This is a genomic window from Brucella oryzae (genome assembly GCF_041929965.1).
Taxonomy (GTDB): Bacteria; Pseudomonadota; Alphaproteobacteria; order Rhizobiales; family Rhizobiaceae; genus Brucella; species Brucella oryzae.
Window position 1 is genome coordinate 17,723 of the sequence record NZ_JBHEEO010000030.1, and the last position, 21,376, is coordinate 39,098.

A 21,376-nucleotide genomic window follows, 5' to 3' on the forward strand; every position below is an offset into this window, starting at 1 on the left:
ATAGCCCTGATCATTCCGCTGATATCGGAACTGCCCCACGCGCCTGGTCCGCTGCCTGTTGCATGCGCGGACCGGATTTACGGCAATTCCGGGAGGGTTTTTCAGCCTCCAGGAATTGCGCTAACTTATCTCTTCAGGTTGACCAGCACGTCCATCAGTTCCGAGCCGGTCTGGAAGACCTTGGAATTGGCCGTATAGCTGCGCTGCGCCTCGATCATGTCGGTCAGCTCCTGCGCAATATCGGCGTTGGATTCCTCAAGCGTGCCGGACATGATCTTGCCCATGCCATCGCTCTGCGGGAAACCGAGGCGGACCTCGCCCGATTCCGCGCTCGGCAGAAATACGTTGCCGCTCACCACCGTCATGCGGTCCGGGCTTTGGACATTGGCCAGCGGAATGCGCGCCAGCACCTTCTGCGTGCCATTTTCGTAGATGGCGACGACCGAACCGTCATTGGCCACATCCACGCCCTTGACCGCCGATGGCGCCTGACCGTTGATCTGCGCCTGCGAGATCGTGTAATCACCGGATTGCTGCGTCGATGCACCGAGATCAAGGCTGAGGTTCTGTCCGCCATAACCGGTAAGATCGACGGTCAAAGTCCCGCCAGACGTCATCGCGCCCGTCGTCGGATCGAACGTAAGCGTGGAAGGACCGCTCACCACCACATCATCGGCGGCATTCTTGACCGTCACGCTCCACTCGTCAGGGCCGGTCTTGGCGAAATAGACATCGAGCGTGATCTTGTCGCCCTTGTCGTTGTAGGAGATCAGCGACGTCTTGTGATTGAATTCACCGGCGGCGGGAACCTGATCGGTAGACGGCAAATTGACGGTGAAATTGCCCGATGTGCTGGCCTCGGGCTCCAGGGCGGCGCTGTTGACATTAATGACATTCAGTCCGGCGGGGGTCAGTGCGCCAGCCACATCGTTGGGACCAGCGCCCAAAAGATAATAGCCGGCTGAATTGACCAGATCGCCGTTCTTGTCAGGAACGAAGGAACCGGCGCGCGTCAGAAACTTCGAGCCATCCGCTCCCTGCACCATGAAATAACCGTTGCCATCGATGGCAAGGTCGGTCGTGGACGATGTGGAGCGGATGCCGCCCTGATCGGAAATGCCGTAACGCACATTGGTCAGAACGCTGCCGGAATTATATTGACCGCCGGTGCTGGGCAGAACCAGCGATGAAAACTGGGTTTCCGCGCGCTTGTAACCGACGGTGCTTGCATTCGCGATGTTGTCAGCGACCGCAGACAGGCGGTTGGCCTGCGCGTTCATTCCCGAAACACCGGTCCGCATCATACCGTAGAGGCTCATTGGCAGCTCCTGAGAAGTTAAGAATCCTTGAACAAGCTAACGAACCACGCTTGCGTGAAACTGTAGCCTTGGGATTTTCTACGCTTTTACTGATGGACCGGGCAGTTCGGGTGATGGCGTGGGGAGAGATTACCGCCTGGAACTGCTGCACAAATTGGGCCGGTGACCCGAAGGAAAGAGACGGGATTTCACTCGATATTGATACAGTAACCGAGGAAGCGTTTGGAATCGATCGGGTCGAATCCCAGCTGTTCGCGCAATTTCTTGCGCAATTTGCTGATATGACTTTCGACGACGTTTTCTTCGACTTCGCTATCGAAAATACCGTAGATCGCGCTGAAAATCTGCGCCTTGTTCAGGCGACGACCGCGATTGGCAATCAGATATTCCAGAATGCGGCGCTCGCGACGCGGTAGCGGAAAATCAACACCGTTGATCTGCGGGTCGCGGCCATCGGAGAAGACGCGAATCGGACCAAGCTCGGTGCCATCGTCATTGGAAGCGGCAGCTGCACCCGCGCGACGGCGGATCGCATTGATGCGGGCTAGGATTTCGCGCACATGCACCGGCTTGCGAACAACATCGTCAACCCCGGATTGAAACAGCTCCAGCGTATGTTCAAGTGACGGGCGGTCGTTGACGGCGATTACCGGCGCCTTGCAGCGTTCACGAATCCGGGCCGGAAGGCGATGCTGATCCGCACATTCGCCGATCAGGAAAGCTTCGACAGCCATGATATCCTGTTGTGGAACGCTCTCCACCCATTCATCGAAATCGGTAGGGGTAAAACCCGTTGTCGTGATGCCTTCGCGACCGAACCAGGAAGAGTATCCTTCAGTCACTATATCTCTGTCGTCTACGACAACAATCATCGGCCCGCCTTCCGAATCAATATGTTAGCCCAAGCACGATAGAAATAACTGGCAGGAGGAATCGGCAACAATGGCAATTTATTGCCCACAATAAATTGGGAGGTAATTTAGCATATACTAATTTACTGGGAATCGCATTGATTGCAATGCACCAGTCTCTCTAATTCAAAAAACCTTAACCAGACGTTAACGGATCACGAAATTTTACGATTCTTTACAAGGGCTTAAAATTCCATTCACCGATATAGCACACAATTATCGAGGCAATCATGGGTTGAGCACCCCTTGAATGGGTGCACCTGACATTCTATTACAACCTGTAAATTTTAACGGATTCCAGTTCAGCCGAAGCAGAAGCTTCGCGCCTGCGGCGTCCAGTTTCCGAAGCCGGTGGCGACCATATTCGTCATGACGCGACAGACATAACGCTTCTGGGCGGGATCGTTATTCGGCCCTGCATGATAGCGCGCGACAGCCATCGTCCAGTTGCCTTCGCGCTGCCGAAGCTGCCGCAGAAAACGAGCCGCGTAATCGACATTGAGGCTCGGCATCAGCATCGCGGCGACCGATGGAAATTCCTTGCCGTGATAATAGTAATTAATCTGCATACAACCGAGGTCGATCAGCTTTGCCCCCTCGGCCCGCACCTCGCCGAAACGCTTCACCGCCGCCATTTGCGATGGCATGAATTCGGCTCGGCCTTCGATGTTCATTGCATAAGGTTGCAAGGAATTCTTGCGGCCGGTTTCCGTCAGGCCAACCGCATAGAGAATGCCAAGCGGCACATCATAGCGAGCGGATGCCCGGTGCATTTCACGCTCGCAGATATTTTCGGCACGGGCCGGATTGCTATCAGACAACCAGGCCGCGGTTGCGGCCATCATTGCGAGAAATGCCGTTCCCGCCATCCTGAGCGGCCTGCATGTCCGAACGCTCGCGTCCTGCCTGTCCGGATTCGCCATTTTGCCTGCCCTCACCGCCTGTAAGATTGGCCTGTGCCTGAGTACCGTTACGCCCGTCGAAGCCCTGCTGCATGTTGAAAGCCTGCTGCTGGCTCTGTTGCTGAGCTGCATTTTGCGATGGCTGCGCCTGCTGTACGGCCCCCGCTGCATTGCGGTCGGTGACCGTAACCGAAATCTTCGCATCATCCGCGATGCCTGCCGCTTTCAGGGCTTTCTCGATCATCGAACGGTCGGCAGCGAGTGCCTCTGCCGCATGGGTCTTGTCGGCTACGAGATGTACCTCAACACCTTCCGACGCCACGCGAATGCGCGCCGTCACCGCTCCAAGTTCCGCCGGATCGAGCCTGATCTGCAAGGACTTGACCGTGCCGAAACTGCGTTCGGATACCACCTGTATGTCGGCAATCCGGGCCGCCGCCTGCGATGGCGCGATGGCCGCCTTGATGTCCGCAGGCGCATTGCCTTTCGCTGTCGGCTGAGGCTGGATATCGGTTCGGTCAGGCATCTGCCCCGAAGGCTGCTGCACCTGTCCCTTGTCCGTTTTCAAAAGGCTGGCGAGATCATCCCCAGTGCCCTCGGTCTGATTGTGGGCGGTCGCTTTCGGCGCATCCTGATTAATAGCCTGATCGGTTTTCGCGCCCGCCGGGGAGGTCGGTTGAGCGACGGTCTTCTTCTGCTCGACACGGGCAGCAGACAATTCATCGCCCTGCCCTTCAACCTGTTTCGGGTCGATGTCTTTAATTAAGGCAGAAAGTGAATCGGAGGCATTTTTGTCGTTTTTCGCGATATTTGTTGTGGCAAAATTATGATTTACCCCCTTCAAATCGGGCGACGAAACGGCCAAAGAAAGGAGATTTTGTGGCAGAGCAAACAGAGAGACCGGCTTTGGACCTTCCTCATCCTTCGTATCTGTCTCATCCGAGCTGACGTCGGCTCCACTTTCACCTTTCTTCTCGATCTTGCCCTGCGGCTTTTCGAGAAGCGAACTGAACAATTTTGCCGGGTCGGCATTATCCTGTCCTTCGCCCCCGGCTTTCGGCTCCGAAGACCCGGAATTCCTCGCGAGCGAGGCAAGTCGGCTGGTGGAATTCAGCAAAATATCAATGCTCATTGAACGGTCTTTCCTAGCAGGGCATCGATCTCGGCAAGCTTGCGCCGTGCATCTTCCATCGTTTTCTGCAAATCGTCTTCCGGCTGGTTCTTGACCGGCTTCATGCTAACTGCCGCCGGGGTCGGCTCAGGCTTTACGGCCTCATGCTCCTGCGATTCCGCCACTGCCATCGGCGGCACATCCCGTTCGGTGAGAGCCGGTTTTGCAGGCGGCAAAGCATCTGGAGTGCGGGTTACCACCGTGCCGACCGCTTCAGCGGCTTTCAGCAATTTCCGGTCTCGCTCCTGCAGTTTGTCGGGCGAAATCTGCGACAGTTCGCGAAGCGCGCTGTCCGCTGAATCCGAAGCCACATCGCTTGCAGCCGCATAGAGATTGGCGCGGGTGGGATCGGCTTTCAGTCTGTCGGCAAGCTTTTTCGCCTCCGCCGACATGAACCGCGCCCGTTCCGTCTGCCCGTCGACGAGAGCGCCGCGCGCAATCTGCAGATAAAGCGAATATTGCATCACCGGATCAGCCGAGCCGATCAGCTTTGCCAGTTCCGCATTGCCGATACGGTCGTTGAGTTTCACCGCGGCATCGACAAATTGCGCCATGAAATCACGCATATAGGGCGAACGTGGAAAACGCTGGAGATAGTTTCTCGATAGAAGCCTGATCTTGTCGGCGTCGCCAAGCTTGGCCGCAATCGGCATCGAACGGCGGATCGCCGCTTCCTCGAACAAGGTGCCCGGCGCATCGAGCCGCACCTGATCAAGCCGCATCAGGGCCGTTGCCGGATCGAAAGCCGTCATCTGGCTGGCGGTGACAAGTATGATCGATGCCTTCAGTTCCGCCGGAACATCGGATGACAGCGGAACCGAGAAAAGCTTCACCACTTCGATCGTCTGGCCGGAAGCATAGGCCAATGCGCCCTTGACCAGTTCCGGCGGCACCGCATCCGTCTTGAGATCGGCAAGGACCTTGCGCACCGCTTCCGGATTGCCGCCGTTGAAGAGATAGATGATTGCCGCATAGACATTTTCCGGATTGCTCCAGACCTCACCCGGCGCCTGCCCCATATCCGCGCTGACAAAGCCCAGAAGCTTGTTGAGCATCACCACCGCTTCCGGTTTTCCGGCAACGACCTGATCCTGCAACATGCGCAACGAACGCACGAGCTTGTAGGGTTCCAGCACTGGCAGTGTACGGGTCTCGGCCAGTGCCTGCGTTTGCGCAAGGACCGGATATGTCGCTCCCATCAGGAAGAAGCCCGCAACACATGCCAGAAGTGAGCGCCTGGCGAATTTTCTCATGGAGCGGACTTGAGGAAAATATCGATGCGGCGGTTTTCAGCCGCATTCGGATCGTTGGTGTTCTTCGGCTGGCGGTCGGCGTAGCCTTCCACACGCAGCACGCGCTTTTCATCGAGCCCGCCGCGAACCAGCATGTAATAAGCCATCTGCGCGCGCGCCGAAGACAGGCGCCAATTGTCATAGGTCGCACTCTTGAACGGACGCGCATCCGTATGTCCGCTGATGATGACCTCGCCGGGCTGGCGCGCAATCACCTGCGCGATACGCTCCAGCATCTGCACCACGCGGGGATCCGGCTTGGCCGAGCCGATGGTGAACATGCCGTAGTCGATCTTGTCGGTAAGCTGGATCATCACGCCGCCATCAACCGGGACGACCGTCACATCGGGCATTGGCTGGGCTGTTTTCGCCTGCGCGCTCTCTTTCGTGGCTTCGCCTTCCGCCGCCTTCTTCAGGTCGGCAATCAACTGTTCTTGCGTTTCTGCTGGCTTTTCGGCCTCCTCGGGCTTCGGCTGGGCTGCTTCCGGCTTGGGCGGCACGGCAGGCGCAGCATCTGGCGGGGTCAGATCTTCGACAGCCTTGCTCGACCAGTAATCCGGGCTGAACGGATCGCGATAGGCATCGCCGCCATCGGCACCAGTTGCAGGGCCGGATTGCGACGTGCCGCCATCGCCCTTGGCGGACTGGTTTTGCAACACACCGGTTTCGTGGGCCAGCTCCGAGAGCACGGCATAGGGTTCGCGGAAAAGCTGACGCTCCTCCTGATCGCTCACCGGCGCGACGGTGGTGTCATTGATAACCTTGGTGCTGTTTTCGACCTGCTGGTCGCTTTCATAGCGAACCTTGCCGTCTTTCTCCTCAACGTCCTGCACACCCTTGGAGCTTGAATGCCGGTCCATCAGCTTGACGGGGTTGAAATAGCTTGCAACCGCCGCCTTGGTTTCCTCATTGGCGGCATTGATGAGCCACATGACGAGGAAGAACGCCATCATGGCGGTCATGAAGTCGGCATAGGCGATCTTCCACACGCCACCATGATGGCTGTCATGGTCGTCGTGCCCGCCACGGCGCACAATGATGATCTCACGTTTGGTTTCGGGATCGATATTCATTGCACCGCAGCCTTCAATTCTTCGAGAAGCGGCGCGATGCGCGTTTCAAGCATCCGGTCGCCAAAGGAAAAGGAAAGTTCGTCCGCGCCGGTTTCTAAAAACCGGCAGCCTGACGGAAGCAGGGCAGCATGATCGCTGAGCGGCGCGATCAGACGGGCAGGACCGGAAATTTCCGGCGCTTCACCATCGAGCGCCAGCGCCGCAATACGCCGCGCAAATTCCGCGACCGCCTCGCGTTCCATCTTTTCAGCCAGCAAAGGCATCAGGATTTCGGCAATCTGGCCGGAATAATTTCGCTCCAGCGCGCTCAACGCTTCGGTCAGGCTGCCTGCCAACAACAAAGCCTGCTCGCGCGAGAATGCAGCACGCAGCGTTTCGATCTCGGCCTCATGCTCGCGGAGAAGGCGCGCCTTCTCCGCCTCGTAAAGCGCCTCTGCTTCCCGGTGGCCGTCCTCGCGGCCTGTCTCAAAAGCCAGACGCTTTTCTTCCTCGACGGCGATAATGGCGGCAACTTCCGCCTGCTCGGCAGCGGCGGTTGTTTCAGCGGCACCCGGGCGTTTCGGCACATCGGCCACAGCCTGCGCCTTCAGCGGCTTCGACGGCGGCGGCGCGGCAATGACCTCGACCGCCTCATCCTCGATGTGATGGGTCGAAAAATCGGGAAGATAACGGCTAAGCGAAAGCGCGCTCATCGTTAGGCCGCCTCAAGCTCCGGCATGACCGAAGCCTTTACCGCCGACTCCCTCAATGGTTGGGCCTCGCGGCTCGCGGCGGTTTCGTGAATCCACTGTTTGAGAACGGCGGCGACACGTTCCTCATCCATGTCGATCATCTGTTCCAGACGCAGCTTGGCGGGCATGCGCATGCGCTGGCGAAGATCGCTGAGGCTGGTCTTCATCTGGTCGGCATAGGCTTCCGGCCCGCCGATGACGGCCTGCACGCCCTCGCCTGCCGCCTGACCGCCGACGAAATTCGGCGTCGTCACTTCGCTTGTCTCGCGGACGGCCACTTCCGTACCGGTCGGCTTGGCGTTCTGGTCACGCAGCAGCGGACGCAGGCCGAACCAGATCAGAAGACCGACAGCGGCGAGAATGGCGAGCGCATTGACATAGGCGCCGCTCTGGCGAAGCACCGTATCGGTCCATGGCGTAGAAACCGGCTCCATGTCTGCACCGACAGGATCGAGGAAGTTCACCGCCGTAACGTTGATGACGTCGCCACGATCCGCATTGAGACCGGCAGCCGTTGCAACGAGGTCACGGATCTTGGCGATCTGCTGATCGACGAAATTGGCAGGCGGCGGCGTGGTGCCTGCGGTTTCCAGAAGTCGCGCCTGATCGATGACCACGGCTATGGACAGCCGCTTGACGGCATAGCCGTCGCTGACGGTGGAAACCGTCTTGCTGTTCATTTCGTAATTGGTCAGTTCCTCGCGGCGGTCGGTCTTTTCGGTCGAGCTTTCGCCGTTGCGGTTCTGGATTTCTTCCTGCGGGATGTTCTGTTCCACACCGGTCGCATTGTCGTTGCGATTGTTGCGGGAATCGCCGCTTTCCCGGACAACACGCACCGAACGCTCGACACGGGAATCGGGATCGTAGGTCGTTTCGTTGATCTGGCGGCGGTCCGTATCGAGCACGGCCTGAACGCTGGTTTGGAAATGCCCCATGCCGAGATAGGGCGCCAGCGCCTTGCGGATGCTGTCATCCACATTGCCTGCAACCTGCTGTTCCAGCGAGGCGGTCATGAGGGCTGCGCCATTGGCCGCTTCGCCAGCCGATGCCAGCAGGCGACCATTGGTGTCGAGAACGGTGACGGCGGAAGCCTCAAGCGATGGAACGGCGGCAGCGACCAGCTGGCGGATGGACTGCGCGGATTCGGCGGCAAAGCCACCTTCGGCGCGGATGACCACCGAGGCGGACGGCTTCTGGTCGCCACGACGGAACGACCCTTTTTCTGCCATGACGATGTGGACGCGCGCGGCTTTCACACCACGAATGGCCTGGATTGTGCGGGCGATTTCGCCTTCAAGCGCACGCACGCGGGTGATTTCCTGCATGAACGAGGTGAGGCCGAGCGACCCCATATTATCGAACAGTTCATAACCGGCATTGTTCGAGGTCGGCAGGCCCTTTTCGGCCAGATACATGCGGGCATTTTCCGCCTTACCGATGGGCACGAGAAGCGATGAACCGTCGGCTTTGACATCGAAAGGTATGCCTGCTTCACCGAGCGCGAGGCCCATGCGGTTCACGTCGTCGCGCGAAAGACCGACATAGAGCGTCTCATAGGATGGGCGGCTCAGATAGATGCTCGTATAGAGGATCGCGCCCATGAGGGCCGCGCCCACCAGTCCGAGCGCGATCAGTTTTCGCGCGCCGAGCTTGCCGAGCGTACCCTTGAGCTGTTCGATCAATTGCTGGAAATTCTGCTGCATCCACACCACCGCCATCATGATGGACGCAAACTAGCCCGCGAAGCTTGCGCGAAAGTGGCGGCTGATGAAGCAAGGGCTTCTGGAAACTGGAAATAAGCGCAAAGAATTGGGGCGCGGAATGAATCCCGCGCCCCGTTTTCCGCCCAAAGACATCCGATCCGATCAGGTCGGTTCGGATGCGAACCCCTGATTTACCTGAGAACTCGCGAGCGCCGGCAACCCGGCGCTCTTGCTGTTTACTCAGTTATCGATTAGCCGCGGAACAGCGACAGGATCGACTGGCTGGACGAGTTGGCGATCGACAGCGCCTGAACGCCGAGCTGCTGCTGAACCTGAAGAGCCGACAGGCGAGCCGATTCCTTGTTCATGTCAGCGTCAACGAGCGTACCAACGCCCTTTTCAACCGAATCGCTGAGCTTGGAAATGAAGCTCTTCTGCGTGTCAATGCGCGACTTGGCAGCACCGAGTTCTGCTGCACCGGTGGTGAGAGCGCTAAGGGCGGTTTCCACCTGGCCAAGAGCTGTCTCGATCTTCGTATCATCCAGCGCAGTGGTGCTAGGGTCAAAGAAGGCTGTAGCAACGATGTCTTTGGCCAGACCCTGGGTATAATCAACCGTAACCGCACCAGTCGTTGCGTCTTTGGTCGCTCCAAAAACTTGCGTCTTGGAGGCCGCAACATCTACCGTATCGATCGTCACGCTATTTCCGGTGCGATTGTACGAAGCAACAACTTTGAGGTCCGAAGCGGCAGCGCCGTCATTTACCAGCAGGTTGGAACCAGCGTAGTTGGCGTTGGTTGCCGAAGACTTGATCTGCGACTGGATCGCAGAAATCTGCGTCGCAATCTTCTTCTGGTCTTCCTGGCTGGCGCCCTGTGCGCTGACCAGAAGCTTCTTCATTTCGTCAACCTGGTCCTTGATGTCGTTGATCGCAGTGTAAGCGGTGTCAACCTTGCCAGCACCAAGGCCGAGAGCGTCCTGAACAGCCGAATTGGCCTTGTTGTCGGACTTCATCGAGGTTGCGATGGACCAGTACGAAGCATTGTCCGCAGCTTCGCCAATGCGAAGGCCGGTCGAGATGCGGTTCTGGGTCGATTCCAGCGACTTGTTGGTCGAAGCAAGCGTCTGGAGAGCGGTCAAAGCCGACGAATTTGTAAGAATGCTAGCCATAGTTTTTTGCCCCTTGGGAAAAACAAACTGAGGGACAGGCCGGATTTTTAGATTACCGGCATAGTGGAGCGGCATCATGCCTGTTGCCGCGTAACGCGCGGAAACCCACCATGAGCCGACAGTTAGAGGCCAAACATTAAATAAAGGCTAATTTATTCCGTCGAATTCTAATGGATTCGCGGATTCTCATGCAGAATTTTGGCTGGCGCTGTACAAGCCGTTCCAAAATGGGTCAGGAGAAGGACCGTATCAGGCTTCCGACCAGAATATTCCAGCCGTCGATCAGCACGAAGAACAGAATCTTGAACGGCAGCGAGATTACGGTCGGCGGCAACATCATCATGCCCATGGACATGGTGAGCGTCGCCACCACGAGGTCGATCACCAGAAATGGCAGCACGATCAGGAAGCCGATTTCAAACCCGCGCCGCAGTTCCGAAATCATGAAGGCGGGAACCAGCACCCGGAAATCGACGATGCCGTCATCTCCGGTGCGAAACGACGGATCGGCAAGGTCTTCAAACAGGCGCAGATCCTTGTCGCGCACCTGTGCCATCATGAACTCACGGAAAGGCTGCGATATTTCACCGAACGCTGCTTCCTGCGTGATTTCATTGCGCATCAAGGGCTGCACGCCATTGTTCCACGCCCGGTCGAAGGCGGGCGCCATGACATAGAATGTCATGAACAGGGCAAGAGAAATCATCACCATGCTGGCAGGCGCGGTCTGGAGGCCAAGCCCGGACCGCAGGAGTGAGAACGCGATGGCAAAGCGCGTGAAACTCGTGACCATGATGAGCAGGCCCGGCGCAATGGAAAGCACCGTCAGAAGCCCGAACAATTGCACGATCTGACCGCTCGCAGCCCCGCTGCCCGCAGGCAGAAGATTGTCGAGCGTCAGCGCCTGTTGCGCCTGTGCCGAAACGGTGAGAGCAAGCGTCGGGAGGACGCCAAGGCCAAGGAGTTTTTTCATTCTACGACCAGTGCCGAAATGAAAACGCGGTCGACCGCGCCTTCCGAGCGCAGGCGCGCGCGCTCTTCAAGATCGGCGCGCAAATAGGCAAGACCCGCCGCGCCCTGCAACTGCATGAGATTGACGCTGCGCAGGAAGCTCAGGAAATCATCGCCGACGCTCGCCGCCACCGCCGCCGGAATTTCATGGCCCGGCTTTGCCACCAGCGAAGCTTCCAGACGCACCCATGTGTTCTGCGGAATGCCGAGATTGGTCACGATAGGCTGCAAGGGCACGACGGTACCGATGGAGCGCGATTCGAAATCGCCCTTTTTCGGCTTGTCTTCCTTGCCGGAGGGCCTCGCCGATGCCAGCTGATCGGCGGAAATCATGCCGCCCAGATACCAGCCGCCGCCGCCCGCGATGACGGTCAGGACCGCGACAGCCGCCAGCAGCCCCGTCAGGGAGCCCTTCGCCTTGCCATCCTTTTCCGTTGCCGTCGTGTCACTCATGCTCAGTGCCCTAAAACGGAGAAACCTGATCGAGAATCTGCTGGCCGTAAGGCGGCTGCTGAATCTCGCTCAGACGTCCACGCCCGCCATAAGAAATGCGGGCTTCGGCGATCTTGTCGTAGGAAATCGTGTTGTTGCCGGAAATATCGCGCGGGCGCACGACACCGGCGACGTTCAGCACGCGCAATTCATTGTTCACGCGCACTTCCTGCGATCCGCGGATGATGAGATTGCCGTTCGGCAGCGTGTCGGTGACGATGGCCGCGACCTGCAGACGGATATCTTCGCTGCGCTCGATGGTGCCCTTGCCCTTCGACTTGCTGTCGGAATGGGTGTTGACCGAAGCATCCATGTCGCCGCCCGCCGCAGCGCCCGTGATGCTGCTGGTCGCAAACGAGCCGCCAGCGCCGTAAATGCCCTTCGACACACGCTCGCGATCCGTCTTGTTGTCGAGATTGGCGCGGTCATTGATGGAAATGATGACAGTCAGAACATCGCCCGGTGTGGCCGCGCGCGGATCCCTGAAGAAATTGGTCGAGCGCTGATCCCATAGCGAATAGGACGCCTTGTTCGGGCGAACCGGATAGCCGTTGAATTGAGGATTGTTCTGCATACCAAGATGGGCGGCGACTGGTGACAGGTCGGGCGCGCGGCCGATTTCCTCCGGCCTGGTGGCACAACCGGCCAGAAGGACAACCATTGTTGCTGCAAGGATCGTTTTGTTCATGTTGTTTTTCATTGCACCGTATTCCCGGTCTGCGCTGCGGCACGCTGATCCCTGACAGGCTGCGGCGCGGTCGTCGTGCGTTGCGAACCGACGATGACGCGTGCCAGCTTGGCCGCCTTTTCCGGCGGCATTTCATTGAGGATGATGCTGGATACGCGCGGATTGAGCTTGAGGATCAGGGCCGCTGCCGCTTCATCGCCAATCAGCGCCATCTGTGCCGCCGCCGCATCCGGCTTCATTTTCGAGATGATGTCGACCAGTGAATCCTGTGCCTTGCTGACGAACGCGTCGCGGCGCTTCAGCCACATTTCATATTCGCGGCGCTTTTCCTCAAGCGCGCGCATCCGCTCCTCGACATCGGCCTTCAGCTCGGTCAATTGCCTGGCCTGCAGCGCATAGCGCGCATCCGCCGCCTGATCGTCGATATTGCCGCAGAACTTACGGATTTCATCGAGATTGCCGAGCGCAGGCGGATCGGCAAAAGCGGGAACGGAGGCCGCGAGAAGCAGCGCCGCCGCCGAACCATACCGGATCAATTTATGCGCCATAATCATTGGACCACCAATTCCGCATGAAGTGCGCCGGATGTCTTGATAGCCTGCAAGATCGCGATGATGCCGGTCGGCTTGACGCCGATCTGGTTCAGGCCCTTCACCAGGTTTTCAAGATTTGCGCCTGTCAGAATGCCGATCTTGGCGTTCTGCTGGTTGACGGCGATATCGGTGTTCGGTTCGAAAGCCGTCACGCCGTCGCTGAACGGCTCGGGCTGGACAACCATCGGCGTTTCCGTCACACGAACCGTCAGGCTGCCGTGGCTGATGGCGACCTTGGAAATGCGCACCTTCTCGCCGATGACGACGGTTCCGGTCCGCTCGTCCACCACCACGCGGGCCACTTCATCGGTGGTGATCGGCAGGCCCTCGATCTCTGCGAGGAAGCGCGCGGCGGGCACATTCTTCGGGCGCGACAGGCGGATCGTCTTGGCATCGCGCGCAATGGCCACCCCGCGACCGTAGCGGCGCTTGGCAAAGACGTTGATCGTATCGGCAGCGCGCACGGCAGTGGTGAAATCGGGCTCGCGCAGCTCGACGATCATTTCTCTTTCCTTGCCGAAATTACCTGCCACCTCGCGCTCGACCAGCGCACCATTGGGGATGCGCCCGGAAGTCGGCACACCCTGCGTCACGTTTGCAGCTTCGCCTTCCGCCGAAAAGCCGGATACGATCATATTGCCCTGCGCCACCGCATAAATCTGGTTGTCAGCACCCATGAGCTGGGTCATGACCAGCGTGCCGCCCTGGAGCGATGTGGCATCGCCGAGCGACGAAACCGTCACATCGATGCGTGAACCGGCACCGGCAAAGGCGGGCAGGTTGGCGGTCACGATGACGGCTGCGGTATTCTTGGAACGGGTGGAATTGCGCGGCGCGCTGATGCCAAGATTATCCAGCATGGCGCGCATGGATTGTTCGGTAAACGGCGAATTGCGCAGGCTGTCGCCGGTGCCCTTGAGGCCGATGACAAGACCATAGCCCACAAGCTGGTTTTCGCGCACGCCCTGAATGGTGGCGATATCCTTCAGGCGCGCAACCGCACTGCCCCGGCCAAGCTCGGCATAGGCCATTTTCGACGGATCGCCGCCGGAACCGAGCCAATCGGCATCGGCATCCACAGCCGAACCGAATTCGCGCGCATTCTTCGACGATTCATCCGCAAAGCCCGCGACGGGCTGAAAAATGAGTGCCAAAGCGGTTATAAGGGCGGCGCAAGTCTTTCGCAGAGCCTGAATCCAAAAGCGGCAGGCCGAGGCGAAAATGGTGATTTTCGAGTACCGGAGCGCAGTGTGCTTACGCATATTCCCGAAAAGTTGCAGACTTTTCGGATAAGAATATGCGAGCAAAAAAGCCATGAGCACCGGAACGCAGAAAAGCGCCATTTGCAGACCGGTATGGCGACTTTTGGAACAGGCTCTCACTGCATCCCCACCTGAATACGACCATTTGCGAGCACCGTGCCGGACACGATAATGCCGCTGTCGACGTTACGAACCTTGATGAAATCACCTGCCGCACCGGATTCGAGTGGCGTGCCCATGGCGGTTATGACCAGCGTACCGGCCGTAAAGACCAGCGGTGCAGGCACGCCGCGCGTGACCAGAGACGGCTCGCCCAATGCGGAAACGAGGATCGGCTTGCCGGGGAGCAGCGTCCTGCGTGCCACCTTGCCGTCAGCCTGTTCGAGCGACAGCACATACTGCTTTGCGGCGGGAGGGTTGATATAGAATTTTTTCTCCAGGAGTGAAACATTGCTCACGACTTGCCCCGGATAGACAGTTGCCGAAGGCACAAGGAAAGCCATATGTTCGGCTGCATGAGCGGCGGCGACACCCAACAGAGCGCACCCGGCCACCGCCGCCAACCCCGTATTTCGCAAAACTGCCTTCAGGTACCCCATCGCAATCACCATTAGCGCATGTTCTTCGACACAGTTGCAGCCATTTCGTCCGCAGCCTGAATGACTTTCGAGTTCATTTCATAGGCACGCTGCGCCGTGATGAGATCGGTGATTTCCTTCACCGGATCGACATTCGATGCTTCGAGATAGCCCTGCTTGACCGAGCCGAAACCGGCAGATCCCGGATCGCCTGTAACAGGTCCGCCGGAGGCTTCCGTTTCGCGATAAAGATTACCGCCGAGCGGTTCCAGACCGGCTTCATTGGTGAAGTTTGCAAGCTGTAGCTGTTCGTTCATCGGAACTACTTCTGTCCCACCTGCTGCTGCTACTTTTGCAAATAACTGTCCAGACTCGTTGACTGTAATTTCCAACGTATTTTCAGGAATCGTTATTCCCGGTAAAACAAGATTGCCGTCGAGCGTCACAAGCTGACCGTCAGCATTCGTATTGAATGCACCGGCGCGTGTATAAAGTGTTTCGCCTGTGGGACTCTGAATTTGAAACCAACCCTTGCCGGTCAATGCCAGATCGAAAGGATTGCCGGTCTGGGTAAAACTGCCCTGGATGTGGAGGTTTCGCACTGCCGCCGTCTGCACGCCAAGACCGACCAGCGCGCCTTCCGGCACGATTGCCTGGTTTGCCTGATTGGGCACACCTGCCGTACGCTCGGACTGATAGAGAAGATCGGAAAACTCAGCCCGCGCCCGCTTGAAGCCGGTCGTGTTGATATTGGCGATGTTGTTGGCAATCACTTCCAGATTGAGCTGCTGGGCGTTCATGCCGGTGGCGGCAATCGTCAGGGCTTTCATGGCTTACTTATCCTTGGCTACCGCAAATCAGATCGGCATACGGCTGATTTCGAGATAGGCTTGCACGATCTTGTCGCGGATCGCGATGGCCGTCTGCAGCGACTGTTCGGCTTCCATGACGGAGCTGACCACATCGCGCACCGGCACATCACCCTTGATGCCCTGAATGGAGGTTGCCTCCGCCGCCTGCAATTTCTGCCCGACGGAATCCGTCATCTGCGACAGGACTTCGCCGAACGAAGCGCCGGGAGCGGCCGGAACGGCCTGCGGCGCAGAAGTGGAACCCACGCCCTTTTCAGCGACGGTTTCCGACAGGCGCGACAGGGCATTGCGCGCCGAAATGCTCATGATCGAGTCGTACATTATGTGCTCCTCAAGAGATCGATGGTCATGGAGATCAGCTCACGGGCCTGCCTCACAACCTGCAAATTGGCTTCATAGGATCGATTGGCTTCGCGCATATCCGCCATTTCGACGACCATGTTGACATTTGGATAGCGGACATAGCCGCGCTCATCCGCTGCGGGGTGGCTTGGCTCATATTGTTCGATGAAGGGCGATGTGTCCTTGCCGACTTCGGCGATGCGCACTTCGGCAGCTCCTGTTCCCTGCTCCAGCTCGGTGCGGAAAGAAACCGTCTTGCGGCGATAGGGATCGGCATCGGCAGTCTTGGCGGTGGACTGCGCATTGGCGATATTTTCGGAAACGATGCGCAGACGCGTCGATTGGGCCGAAAGGCCCGACGCTGCGATTTTCAATGTGCTTTGCAAGGCATCGGAAGACATGGCTAACCCTTCGCGACCGAAAGCATCATGCGATGAAACGCCTTGACGATGCTTGTGTTGAGCGAATATTCGCGGGCGATTTCACCAGCCTTCATCATTTCCTGTTCGACATCGACCGTATTGCCAGAATGGGTCTGCTCGGTGATATCGTCCGGGCGCAGGCGCGCACCGGCGATCCCATCGGCTCCCGCTTCCAGATGCAAAGGACTGGTGGCAGCCATGGTAAGCTGCGTCTTGTCCAGCACATCCGCGAAGGGCTGCACGTCCCGCGCACGGAAATCCGGCGTGTTCGCGTTGGCAACATTGCCCGCAACGGTGGCCTGTCTCACCGACAGCCACTGCGCCTGCCTTGCAGCCAGATCGAAAAGATGAATGGAGCTCATGGAGTTTCCCGCCTTTACCGTTGGTTAACTTAAAGGCCGGAACTTGCGTCAAGCTTGCGGGTTAAGGCAGTAGGGCAGTGAAGAATATGGTGGTTGCGGTCATGCGCAACCAAAACCTACTCCCTTATTCCCCTATTCCCTTAACATACTGCCTTATTGCCCTACTGCCCTACTGCCCTTATACTAGGTATTACCTTTTACTATCGGAGATAGCGCCATGGCATCGCCTACGTCGCTCAAGCTTGACGAGGAGCTGAAAGGCCGTGTCCAGCAACTTGCTGAAACGCGCCGCCGATCGGCCCACTGGATCATGCGCGAAGCAATCACCCAATATGTCGAGCGCGAGGAAAAGCGGGAAGTCTTGCGGCAGGAGACGCTCAAGGCTTGGGATGATTTTGAATCAAATGGCCTGCATGCAACTGCCGATGAAGTCGAAAAGTGGTTATCCGGTTGGGGGACGGAAGGGGAACTTCCTGCACCTGAATGCCACAAGTGATTTTCGCCCAAGCGGCAATTCGTGATCTTGAGAGACTTCGCGCCTTTCTTCGCACCAAAAATCCAAATGCCGCGAAGCGCGCGGCAGATGCGATTATTCAGGGCGTAAAAGCCCTTGGTACATATCCTCGCATGGGACGCCTGATAGAGGATTTACCGGAACAGTACCGGGAATGGCTGATCGATTTCGGGGATAGTGGCTATATCGCCCGTTATCATATTCGTGATGATGCGATTACCGTGCTGGCCATCCGGCATCAGAAGGAAGCAGGATAACGCAATCGCAAAACATACTCCCCTACCCCCTTATTCCCCTATTCCCTTAACATACTGCCCTACTGCCTTATTGCCTTACCTCCGCATTTCAACAACATCACCCGACGACGTCGTAAGCTGCCAGGTGCCGGCACCCCGACCGATTGACACAAGGTGACTGCCATCGGGCAGCAGCGAGCCTTTTTCAACAAACCAATAGCCCGACGAATCCTCGATCATCGCCATGCCGCCGACAACCTCGCGCAGTGCGAAAACCGGCTTCGGGAACGCCTGCCCTTCCCCGCTTCCATCATCGCCATTGCCCATACCGGTTCCGGGAAGCCCCTTGCCATTGGACATGACCGAGCCTGTCATCGTGTTGTCCACGTCAGCATTCGGTGCGACCTGTTCGGACGGGCGGAAGGACGGGAAACGGCGCACCGTCTTCTGCTCCGAGCGGTCCAGCGGATCGATAATCTTTCGTTCTGCCTTTTCAGGCGAACCAAGATCGGCACGCTGGAGATAGGTGACGAAAGGCAGCATCGCGCTTCCGGCGGCAAGCGTGATGGCCGCGACTTTCAGGTAGCGATCTACCTTGCTTTGCGGTTTCTTCATGCCCTCCTGCCGTGCAGCAGCCTCGACCTCCGCCGTCAGATCTGCAAGGCGTTTCTCTTCCTTTGTCTTGCGAAAGCCCGTCATCATGCGTGTTGCGCCTGTCTGTCGCCGCGCAGAGCCGCGGCAAGCTCGTTATAGGGATCGTCCGATAGGCCGGTTTCCGGCGATTGCTGCAAGGCGTCGTAAATGCGCGGCACAAGATCGACCGCCTGATCCAGAAGGCCGTCATGGCCTTTCTGATAGGCGCCGATGGCGCGCAGATCGCGTGTTTCCTCGAAACGGGCAACCATCCCGCGTAGTTGGCTGACCAGCTTGCGCTGTTCCGGCGTCCAGTTGTGCTTTGCAAGGCGCGAAACGGAACCCGGAATATCGACCGCCGGAAAGCGCCCCTGCGCCGCAATTGCGCGGTCGAGCACGATATGGCCGTCCAGCGTGCCGCGGATCGTGTCGGAAACCGGGTCGTTATGATCGTCGCCATCCACCAGCACCGAATAGATGCCGGTGATGCTGCCGCCTGCTTCCGTAATGCCGGGACCGGCACGTTCCAGCAGGCGCGGCAACTGGCTGAAGACGCTTGGCGGATAGCCGCGCGAAACCGGCGGTTCTTCCGCCGCAATCGCCACTTCGCGCGCCGCATGGGCAAAGCGCGTGACGGAATCGACGATCAGCAGCACATTCTGGCCGAGATCGCGGAAATATTCGGCAATGGCCGTCGCCGTATTGGGCGCAAGGCGGCGCATCATCGGGCTTTCATCGCCCGTCGCCACTATCGTGATGGTCTTGTCGAGGTGACCCGCCATGGTTTCTTCCAGCATCTCGCGCACTTCGCGTCCGCGCTCGCCGGTCAGCGCCAGTACCACCGTGTCGAAATCCGCCGCGCACGTCATCATGGCAAGCAGCGTCGACTTGCCGACGCCCGAACCCGCAAAGATGCCGATGCGCTGGCCAAAGCAAAGCGGCGTGAAAATATCGATGACATTGACGCCGGTGCGCAAGCCCCGGTCCACCCGCGCGCGGCGCAAAGCTGCAGGCGCAAGGCTCTCGGACGCCATGGGCCGCGTGCCGGGCTGCAATGCGCCCTTTCCGTCCACCGCTTGCCCCAGCGCATTGATGACACGCCCGCGCCATTCCGGTGCCGGGCGGATTCTGAGCGGCCCTTCCTCGAAAACCGCAGCCCCAAGCGCGGGAATGATGCGGTCGTCAAAGGGCTTTACCAGCACCTGCGTGTCGGCAACGCGGATGATCTCGGCAAGGCACTGATTGCCTTGCGCATGGATCGCCACCGCATCGCCCAAACGCGCATCGCGCGAAAGTCCGCGCACGGCAATGGCCGAACGCGACACGTCGCATACCGTTCCGCCGATGCCGGTCAGCGGCTTTAGCGCCACCGATTGCTGACGAGCAAAGGCGGCGAGACGCGAGAGCGGCAGGTCTGGCATCATCCGTTTCTAGAGCCCAGCGTCTTGATCGCTTCAGAGACCGTGCTTTCCTGCTGCGACAACAGATTATTGACCTGTTCAAACGCGCGGCTCACGCTGATGAGGCGGGTCATCTCCGTCATGGCATCGACATTCGATCCCTCGATCATACCCTGCACGACGCCCACGCTGTTGTCGTCCACCACCGGCTGGGCGGGCTTGTTGGGGATCACACCGGACGTACCCGCATAGGTCAGCTCCGCATCGGCGGGGATCGCGTAAAGGCCGATGGCGCCGATCTGCGCGCCGTTCTGGTAGATCGCGCCGTCGCTCGAAATCTTCGGTGCGCCGCCATCGGGATTGAGCACAATGGGCGCACCGCCGACATCGAGAACCGGATGGCCGGTAACGGAGACGAGATCGCCCGTCGGCAGCATGTTCATACGCCCGTCGCGGGTGTAAATCTGGCCCTGCGGCGTGGAGATCGACATCCAGACATCGCCCTTGACGGCAACATCCAGCGGATTGTCGGTCTTTATCATCGGGCCTGCTTCGGTACGGATGAAGCTCTTGCCGGCGGTCGCGAAACTCACATCGTCGCTGGCCTTGTTCGAAACGATGGTATCGAACTTGGTGCCTTCGCCCCGGAAACCGACCGTGGAGACATTGGCGACATTGTGAGCAATGGCATCCATCCGCCGTTCCAGCGTGATGAGCGACGAAAGCCCGACATAGATCGAATTATTCTGCATCGCCTAACGCCCGCCCGGCTTGAAGTTCTGCAAGGTGTTAAGGATATCCATCGAAATGCCGACGGAAGACGTTCCGCCCAGAAGCAGGGAGGCGATAGAGGCCGGGCTGCTTGCGGTCGGATTGTTCATCTCATACATGGCGGTAAAGCGCGAAATGAGCTTCGACACATAATCGGGATCGGACATTTTGGTGAAGTCGATCTTGTCCTCGATCATCTTCGCCTGTCTGTCGATATCGGCATTGGATATGCTGGAAGGCCAGCCGAAGGTCGTCTGGATCATCGACACCAGCGCCCTGTCGCCAAGGATTTCATAGGCGTTGGTGATGGTCGGCGCCTTGCGTGCGAAATAGAGCGCCAGCCGTACGCCTTCATTCTGGCTGCCCGCTTCCGTTTCCAGCGTCTGACGAAGATATTTGTCCACGACGCCTTGTTGGGCCGCCGTGCTCTCAGTCGCCTCCGCGCCCTTGCCTGCGAAATCGAAGACGGTCGCAAATTCCTTATAGCGCTTGTCGGTCAGCTTGTTGGCCATGGCATCGTCGCTCGTGACGCCCTCGGTCAATATCTTGCGGACAAACGCCTTGGCGAAAGCCATGTCTTCCAGACCGAACGCCTTCATCGCATAATTATAAAGGCGGCTATCGGCCATGAAATCATCGATGGACTTCACCTTGCCGATATTTTCCTTGTAATAGGCGGTTTCCCGCTCCACCAACGGTTCCTTAGAAACACGCTGCAACGACCGCGTCATATCCGCCGCGATCAGGCGATAGCTCGTCATCGTATCGACCATGCGCATGCCCCCTTACAGCTTTCACGTGCATCGCATTATCCAATGTCAAGCCGCTCTGCCCTTTAACTGAAAATGCGTTCGTTCATTTCATGAAGGGTCAAGCTTGCCCGAAGCTGGTGCAACTCAACAATCGTCACTTGAGAGTATTTTCTGTTT

The 21,376-nt window shown here is 58.4% G+C and carries 25 protein-coding genes; 2 read left to right on the forward strand and 23 right to left on the reverse strand.

What is annotated here, in order from left to right; genetic code table 11:
• Window positions 1-125: 125 nt before the first annotated feature.
• The 19 genes from JNC70_RS20750 to flgB all read right to left on the reverse strand — a co-directional run bounded on the left by JNC70_RS20750 (window position 126) and on the right by flgB (window position 16,893).
• A complete protein-coding gene (locus tag JNC70_RS20750) occupies window positions 126-1,319 on the reverse strand; it encodes a flagellar hook protein FlgE (RefSeq protein ID WP_104756676.1) in 1,194 nt (397 codons plus the stop codon).
• Window positions 1,320-1,507: 188 nt separating this feature from the next.
• Window positions 1,508-2,191, reverse strand: coding sequence for a flagellar transcriptional regulator FtcR (gene ftcR / locus JNC70_RS20755; protein WP_104756677.1), 684 nt, complete (start codon window positions 2,189-2,191; stop codon window positions 1,508-1,510).
• A gap of 341 nt (window positions 2,192-2,532) precedes the next feature.
• Complete coding sequence (locus JNC70_RS20760) at window positions 2,533-3,075, reverse strand: transglycosylase SLT domain-containing protein (RefSeq protein ID WP_104756678.1); 543 nt, start codon at window positions 3,073-3,075, stop codon at window positions 2,533-2,535.
• Window positions 3,044-4,264 carry a flagellar hook-length control protein FliK gene (fliK, locus tag JNC70_RS20765; RefSeq protein WP_104756679.1) on the reverse strand — a complete coding sequence of 407 codons (1,221 nt, stop codon included), beginning with the start codon at window positions 4,262-4,264 and terminating at the stop codon, window positions 3,044-3,046. The genes JNC70_RS20760 and fliK overlap by 32 nt, the downstream gene beginning before the upstream one ends.
• Window positions 4,261-5,502 carry a chemotaxis protein gene (locus JNC70_RS20770; protein WP_374788912.1) on the reverse strand — a complete coding sequence of 414 codons (1,242 nt, stop codon included), beginning with the start codon at window positions 5,500-5,502 and terminating at the stop codon, window positions 4,261-4,263. Before JNC70_RS20770 ends, fliK begins: the two co-directional genes overlap by 4 nt.
• A gap of 50 nt (window positions 5,503-5,552) precedes the next feature.
• On the reverse strand, window positions 5,553-6,668 hold the full coding sequence (locus JNC70_RS20775) for a MotB family protein (protein ID WP_104756681.1): 1,116 nt from the start codon (window positions 6,666-6,668) through the stop codon (window positions 5,553-5,555).
• Window positions 6,665-7,360, reverse strand: a complete 696-nt coding sequence (locus JNC70_RS20780) for a hypothetical protein (RefSeq protein ID WP_104756682.1) — start codon at window positions 7,358-7,360, stop codon at window positions 6,665-6,667. The genes JNC70_RS20775 and JNC70_RS20780 overlap by 4 nt, the downstream gene beginning before the upstream one ends.
• A gap of 2 nt (window positions 7,361-7,362) precedes the next feature.
• Window positions 7,363-9,117: a flagellar basal-body MS-ring/collar protein FliF gene (gene fliF / locus JNC70_RS20785; protein ID WP_104756744.1), complete on the reverse strand. Its 1,755-nt coding sequence runs from the start codon at window positions 9,115-9,117 to the stop codon at window positions 7,363-7,365.
• A 236-nt stretch (window positions 9,118-9,353) separates the two neighbouring features.
• Window positions 9,354-10,271 (reverse strand): flagellin N-terminal helical domain-containing protein, encoded by a 918-nt coding sequence (locus tag JNC70_RS20790; RefSeq protein WP_104756683.1) that lies wholly within the window; start codon window positions 10,269-10,271, stop codon window positions 9,354-9,356.
• Between the two features lie 232 nt (window positions 10,272-10,503).
• On the reverse strand, window positions 10,504-11,244 hold the full coding sequence (fliP, locus tag JNC70_RS20795; RefSeq protein ID WP_104756684.1) for a flagellar type III secretion system pore protein FliP: 741 nt from the start codon (window positions 11,242-11,244) through the stop codon (window positions 10,504-10,506).
• On the reverse strand, window positions 11,241-11,735 hold the full coding sequence (locus JNC70_RS20800; protein WP_104756685.1) for a flagellar basal body-associated FliL family protein: 495 nt from the start codon (window positions 11,733-11,735) through the stop codon (window positions 11,241-11,243). The genes fliP and JNC70_RS20800 overlap by 4 nt, the downstream gene beginning before the upstream one ends.
• A 10-nt stretch (window positions 11,736-11,745) precedes the next feature.
• On the reverse strand, window positions 11,746-12,474 hold the full coding sequence (gene flgH / locus JNC70_RS20805; RefSeq protein WP_104756686.1) for a flagellar basal body L-ring protein FlgH: 729 nt from the start codon (window positions 12,472-12,474) through the stop codon (window positions 11,746-11,748).
• The gene (locus JNC70_RS20810; protein ID WP_104756687.1) at window positions 12,471-13,016 is read right to left on the reverse strand and encodes a MotE family protein; all 546 of its coding nucleotides are present in this window, start codon (window positions 13,014-13,016) and stop codon (window positions 12,471-12,473) included. The genes flgH and JNC70_RS20810 overlap by 4 nt, the downstream gene beginning before the upstream one ends.
• Window positions 13,013-14,398 (reverse strand): flagellar basal body P-ring protein FlgI, encoded by a 1,386-nt coding sequence (locus JNC70_RS20815; RefSeq protein ID WP_374788913.1) that lies wholly within the window; start codon window positions 14,396-14,398, stop codon window positions 13,013-13,015. Before JNC70_RS20815 ends, JNC70_RS20810 begins: the two co-directional genes overlap by 4 nt.
• 35 nt (window positions 14,399-14,433) lie before the next feature.
• Entirely contained in the window at window positions 14,434-14,916 is a 483-nt protein-coding gene (gene flgA, locus JNC70_RS20820) for a flagellar basal body P-ring formation chaperone FlgA (protein ID WP_104756746.1), read from the reverse strand.
• Window positions 14,917-14,927: 11 nt separating this feature from the next.
• Window positions 14,928-15,725: a flagellar basal-body rod protein FlgG gene (flgG, locus tag JNC70_RS20825; protein ID WP_104756688.1), complete on the reverse strand. Its 798-nt coding sequence runs from the start codon at window positions 15,723-15,725 to the stop codon at window positions 14,928-14,930.
• Window positions 15,726-15,752: 27 nt separating this feature from the next.
• On the reverse strand, window positions 15,753-16,088 hold the full coding sequence (gene fliE, locus JNC70_RS20830; RefSeq protein ID WP_104756689.1) for a flagellar hook-basal body complex protein FliE: 336 nt from the start codon (window positions 16,086-16,088) through the stop codon (window positions 15,753-15,755).
• Entirely contained in the window at window positions 16,088-16,510 is a 423-nt protein-coding gene (flgC, locus tag JNC70_RS20835) for a flagellar basal body rod protein FlgC (protein ID WP_104756690.1), read from the reverse strand. The genes fliE and flgC overlap by 1 nt, the downstream gene beginning before the upstream one ends.
• Before the next feature lie 2 nt (window positions 16,511-16,512).
• Window positions 16,513-16,893 carry a flagellar basal body rod protein FlgB gene (gene flgB / locus JNC70_RS20840; RefSeq protein ID WP_104756691.1) on the reverse strand — a complete coding sequence of 127 codons (381 nt, stop codon included), beginning with the start codon at window positions 16,891-16,893 and terminating at the stop codon, window positions 16,513-16,515.
• Window positions 16,894-17,110: 217 nt separating this feature from the next.
• Between flgB and JNC70_RS20845 the strand changes: the two genes are divergently transcribed.
• Window positions 17,111-17,389, forward strand: coding sequence for a CopG family ribbon-helix-helix protein (locus tag JNC70_RS20845; RefSeq protein WP_104756693.1), 279 nt, complete (start codon window positions 17,111-17,113; stop codon window positions 17,387-17,389).
• Window positions 17,377-17,664 (forward strand): type II toxin-antitoxin system RelE/ParE family toxin, encoded by a 288-nt coding sequence (locus JNC70_RS20850; RefSeq protein ID WP_104756694.1) that lies wholly within the window; start codon window positions 17,377-17,379, stop codon window positions 17,662-17,664. The genes JNC70_RS20845 and JNC70_RS20850 overlap by 13 nt, the downstream gene beginning before the upstream one ends.
• 75 nt (window positions 17,665-17,739) lie before the next feature.
• On the opposite strand, the gene JNC70_RS20855 is transcribed toward JNC70_RS20850, so the two are convergent.
• The 4 genes from JNC70_RS20855 to JNC70_RS20870 are packed head-to-tail and all read right to left on the reverse strand — an operon-like array spanning window position 17,740 to window position 21,220.
• The gene (locus JNC70_RS20855) at window positions 17,740-18,345 is read right to left on the reverse strand and encodes a hypothetical protein (protein WP_104756695.1); all 606 of its coding nucleotides are present in this window, start codon (window positions 18,343-18,345) and stop codon (window positions 17,740-17,742) included.
• Window positions 18,342-19,700: a flagellar protein export ATPase FliI gene (gene fliI, locus JNC70_RS20860; protein WP_104756696.1), complete on the reverse strand. Its 1,359-nt coding sequence runs from the start codon at window positions 19,698-19,700 to the stop codon at window positions 18,342-18,344. The genes JNC70_RS20855 and fliI overlap by 4 nt, the downstream gene beginning before the upstream one ends.
• Complete coding sequence (gene flgF, locus JNC70_RS20865; RefSeq protein ID WP_104756697.1) at window positions 19,697-20,428, reverse strand: flagellar basal-body rod protein FlgF; 732 nt, start codon at window positions 20,426-20,428, stop codon at window positions 19,697-19,699. The genes fliI and flgF overlap by 4 nt, the downstream gene beginning before the upstream one ends.
• A gap of 3 nt (window positions 20,429-20,431) precedes the next feature.
• Window positions 20,432-21,220, reverse strand: coding sequence for a DUF1217 domain-containing protein (locus tag JNC70_RS20870; RefSeq protein WP_104756747.1), 789 nt, complete (start codon window positions 21,218-21,220; stop codon window positions 20,432-20,434).
• Window positions 21,221-21,376 lie beyond the last annotated feature (156 nt).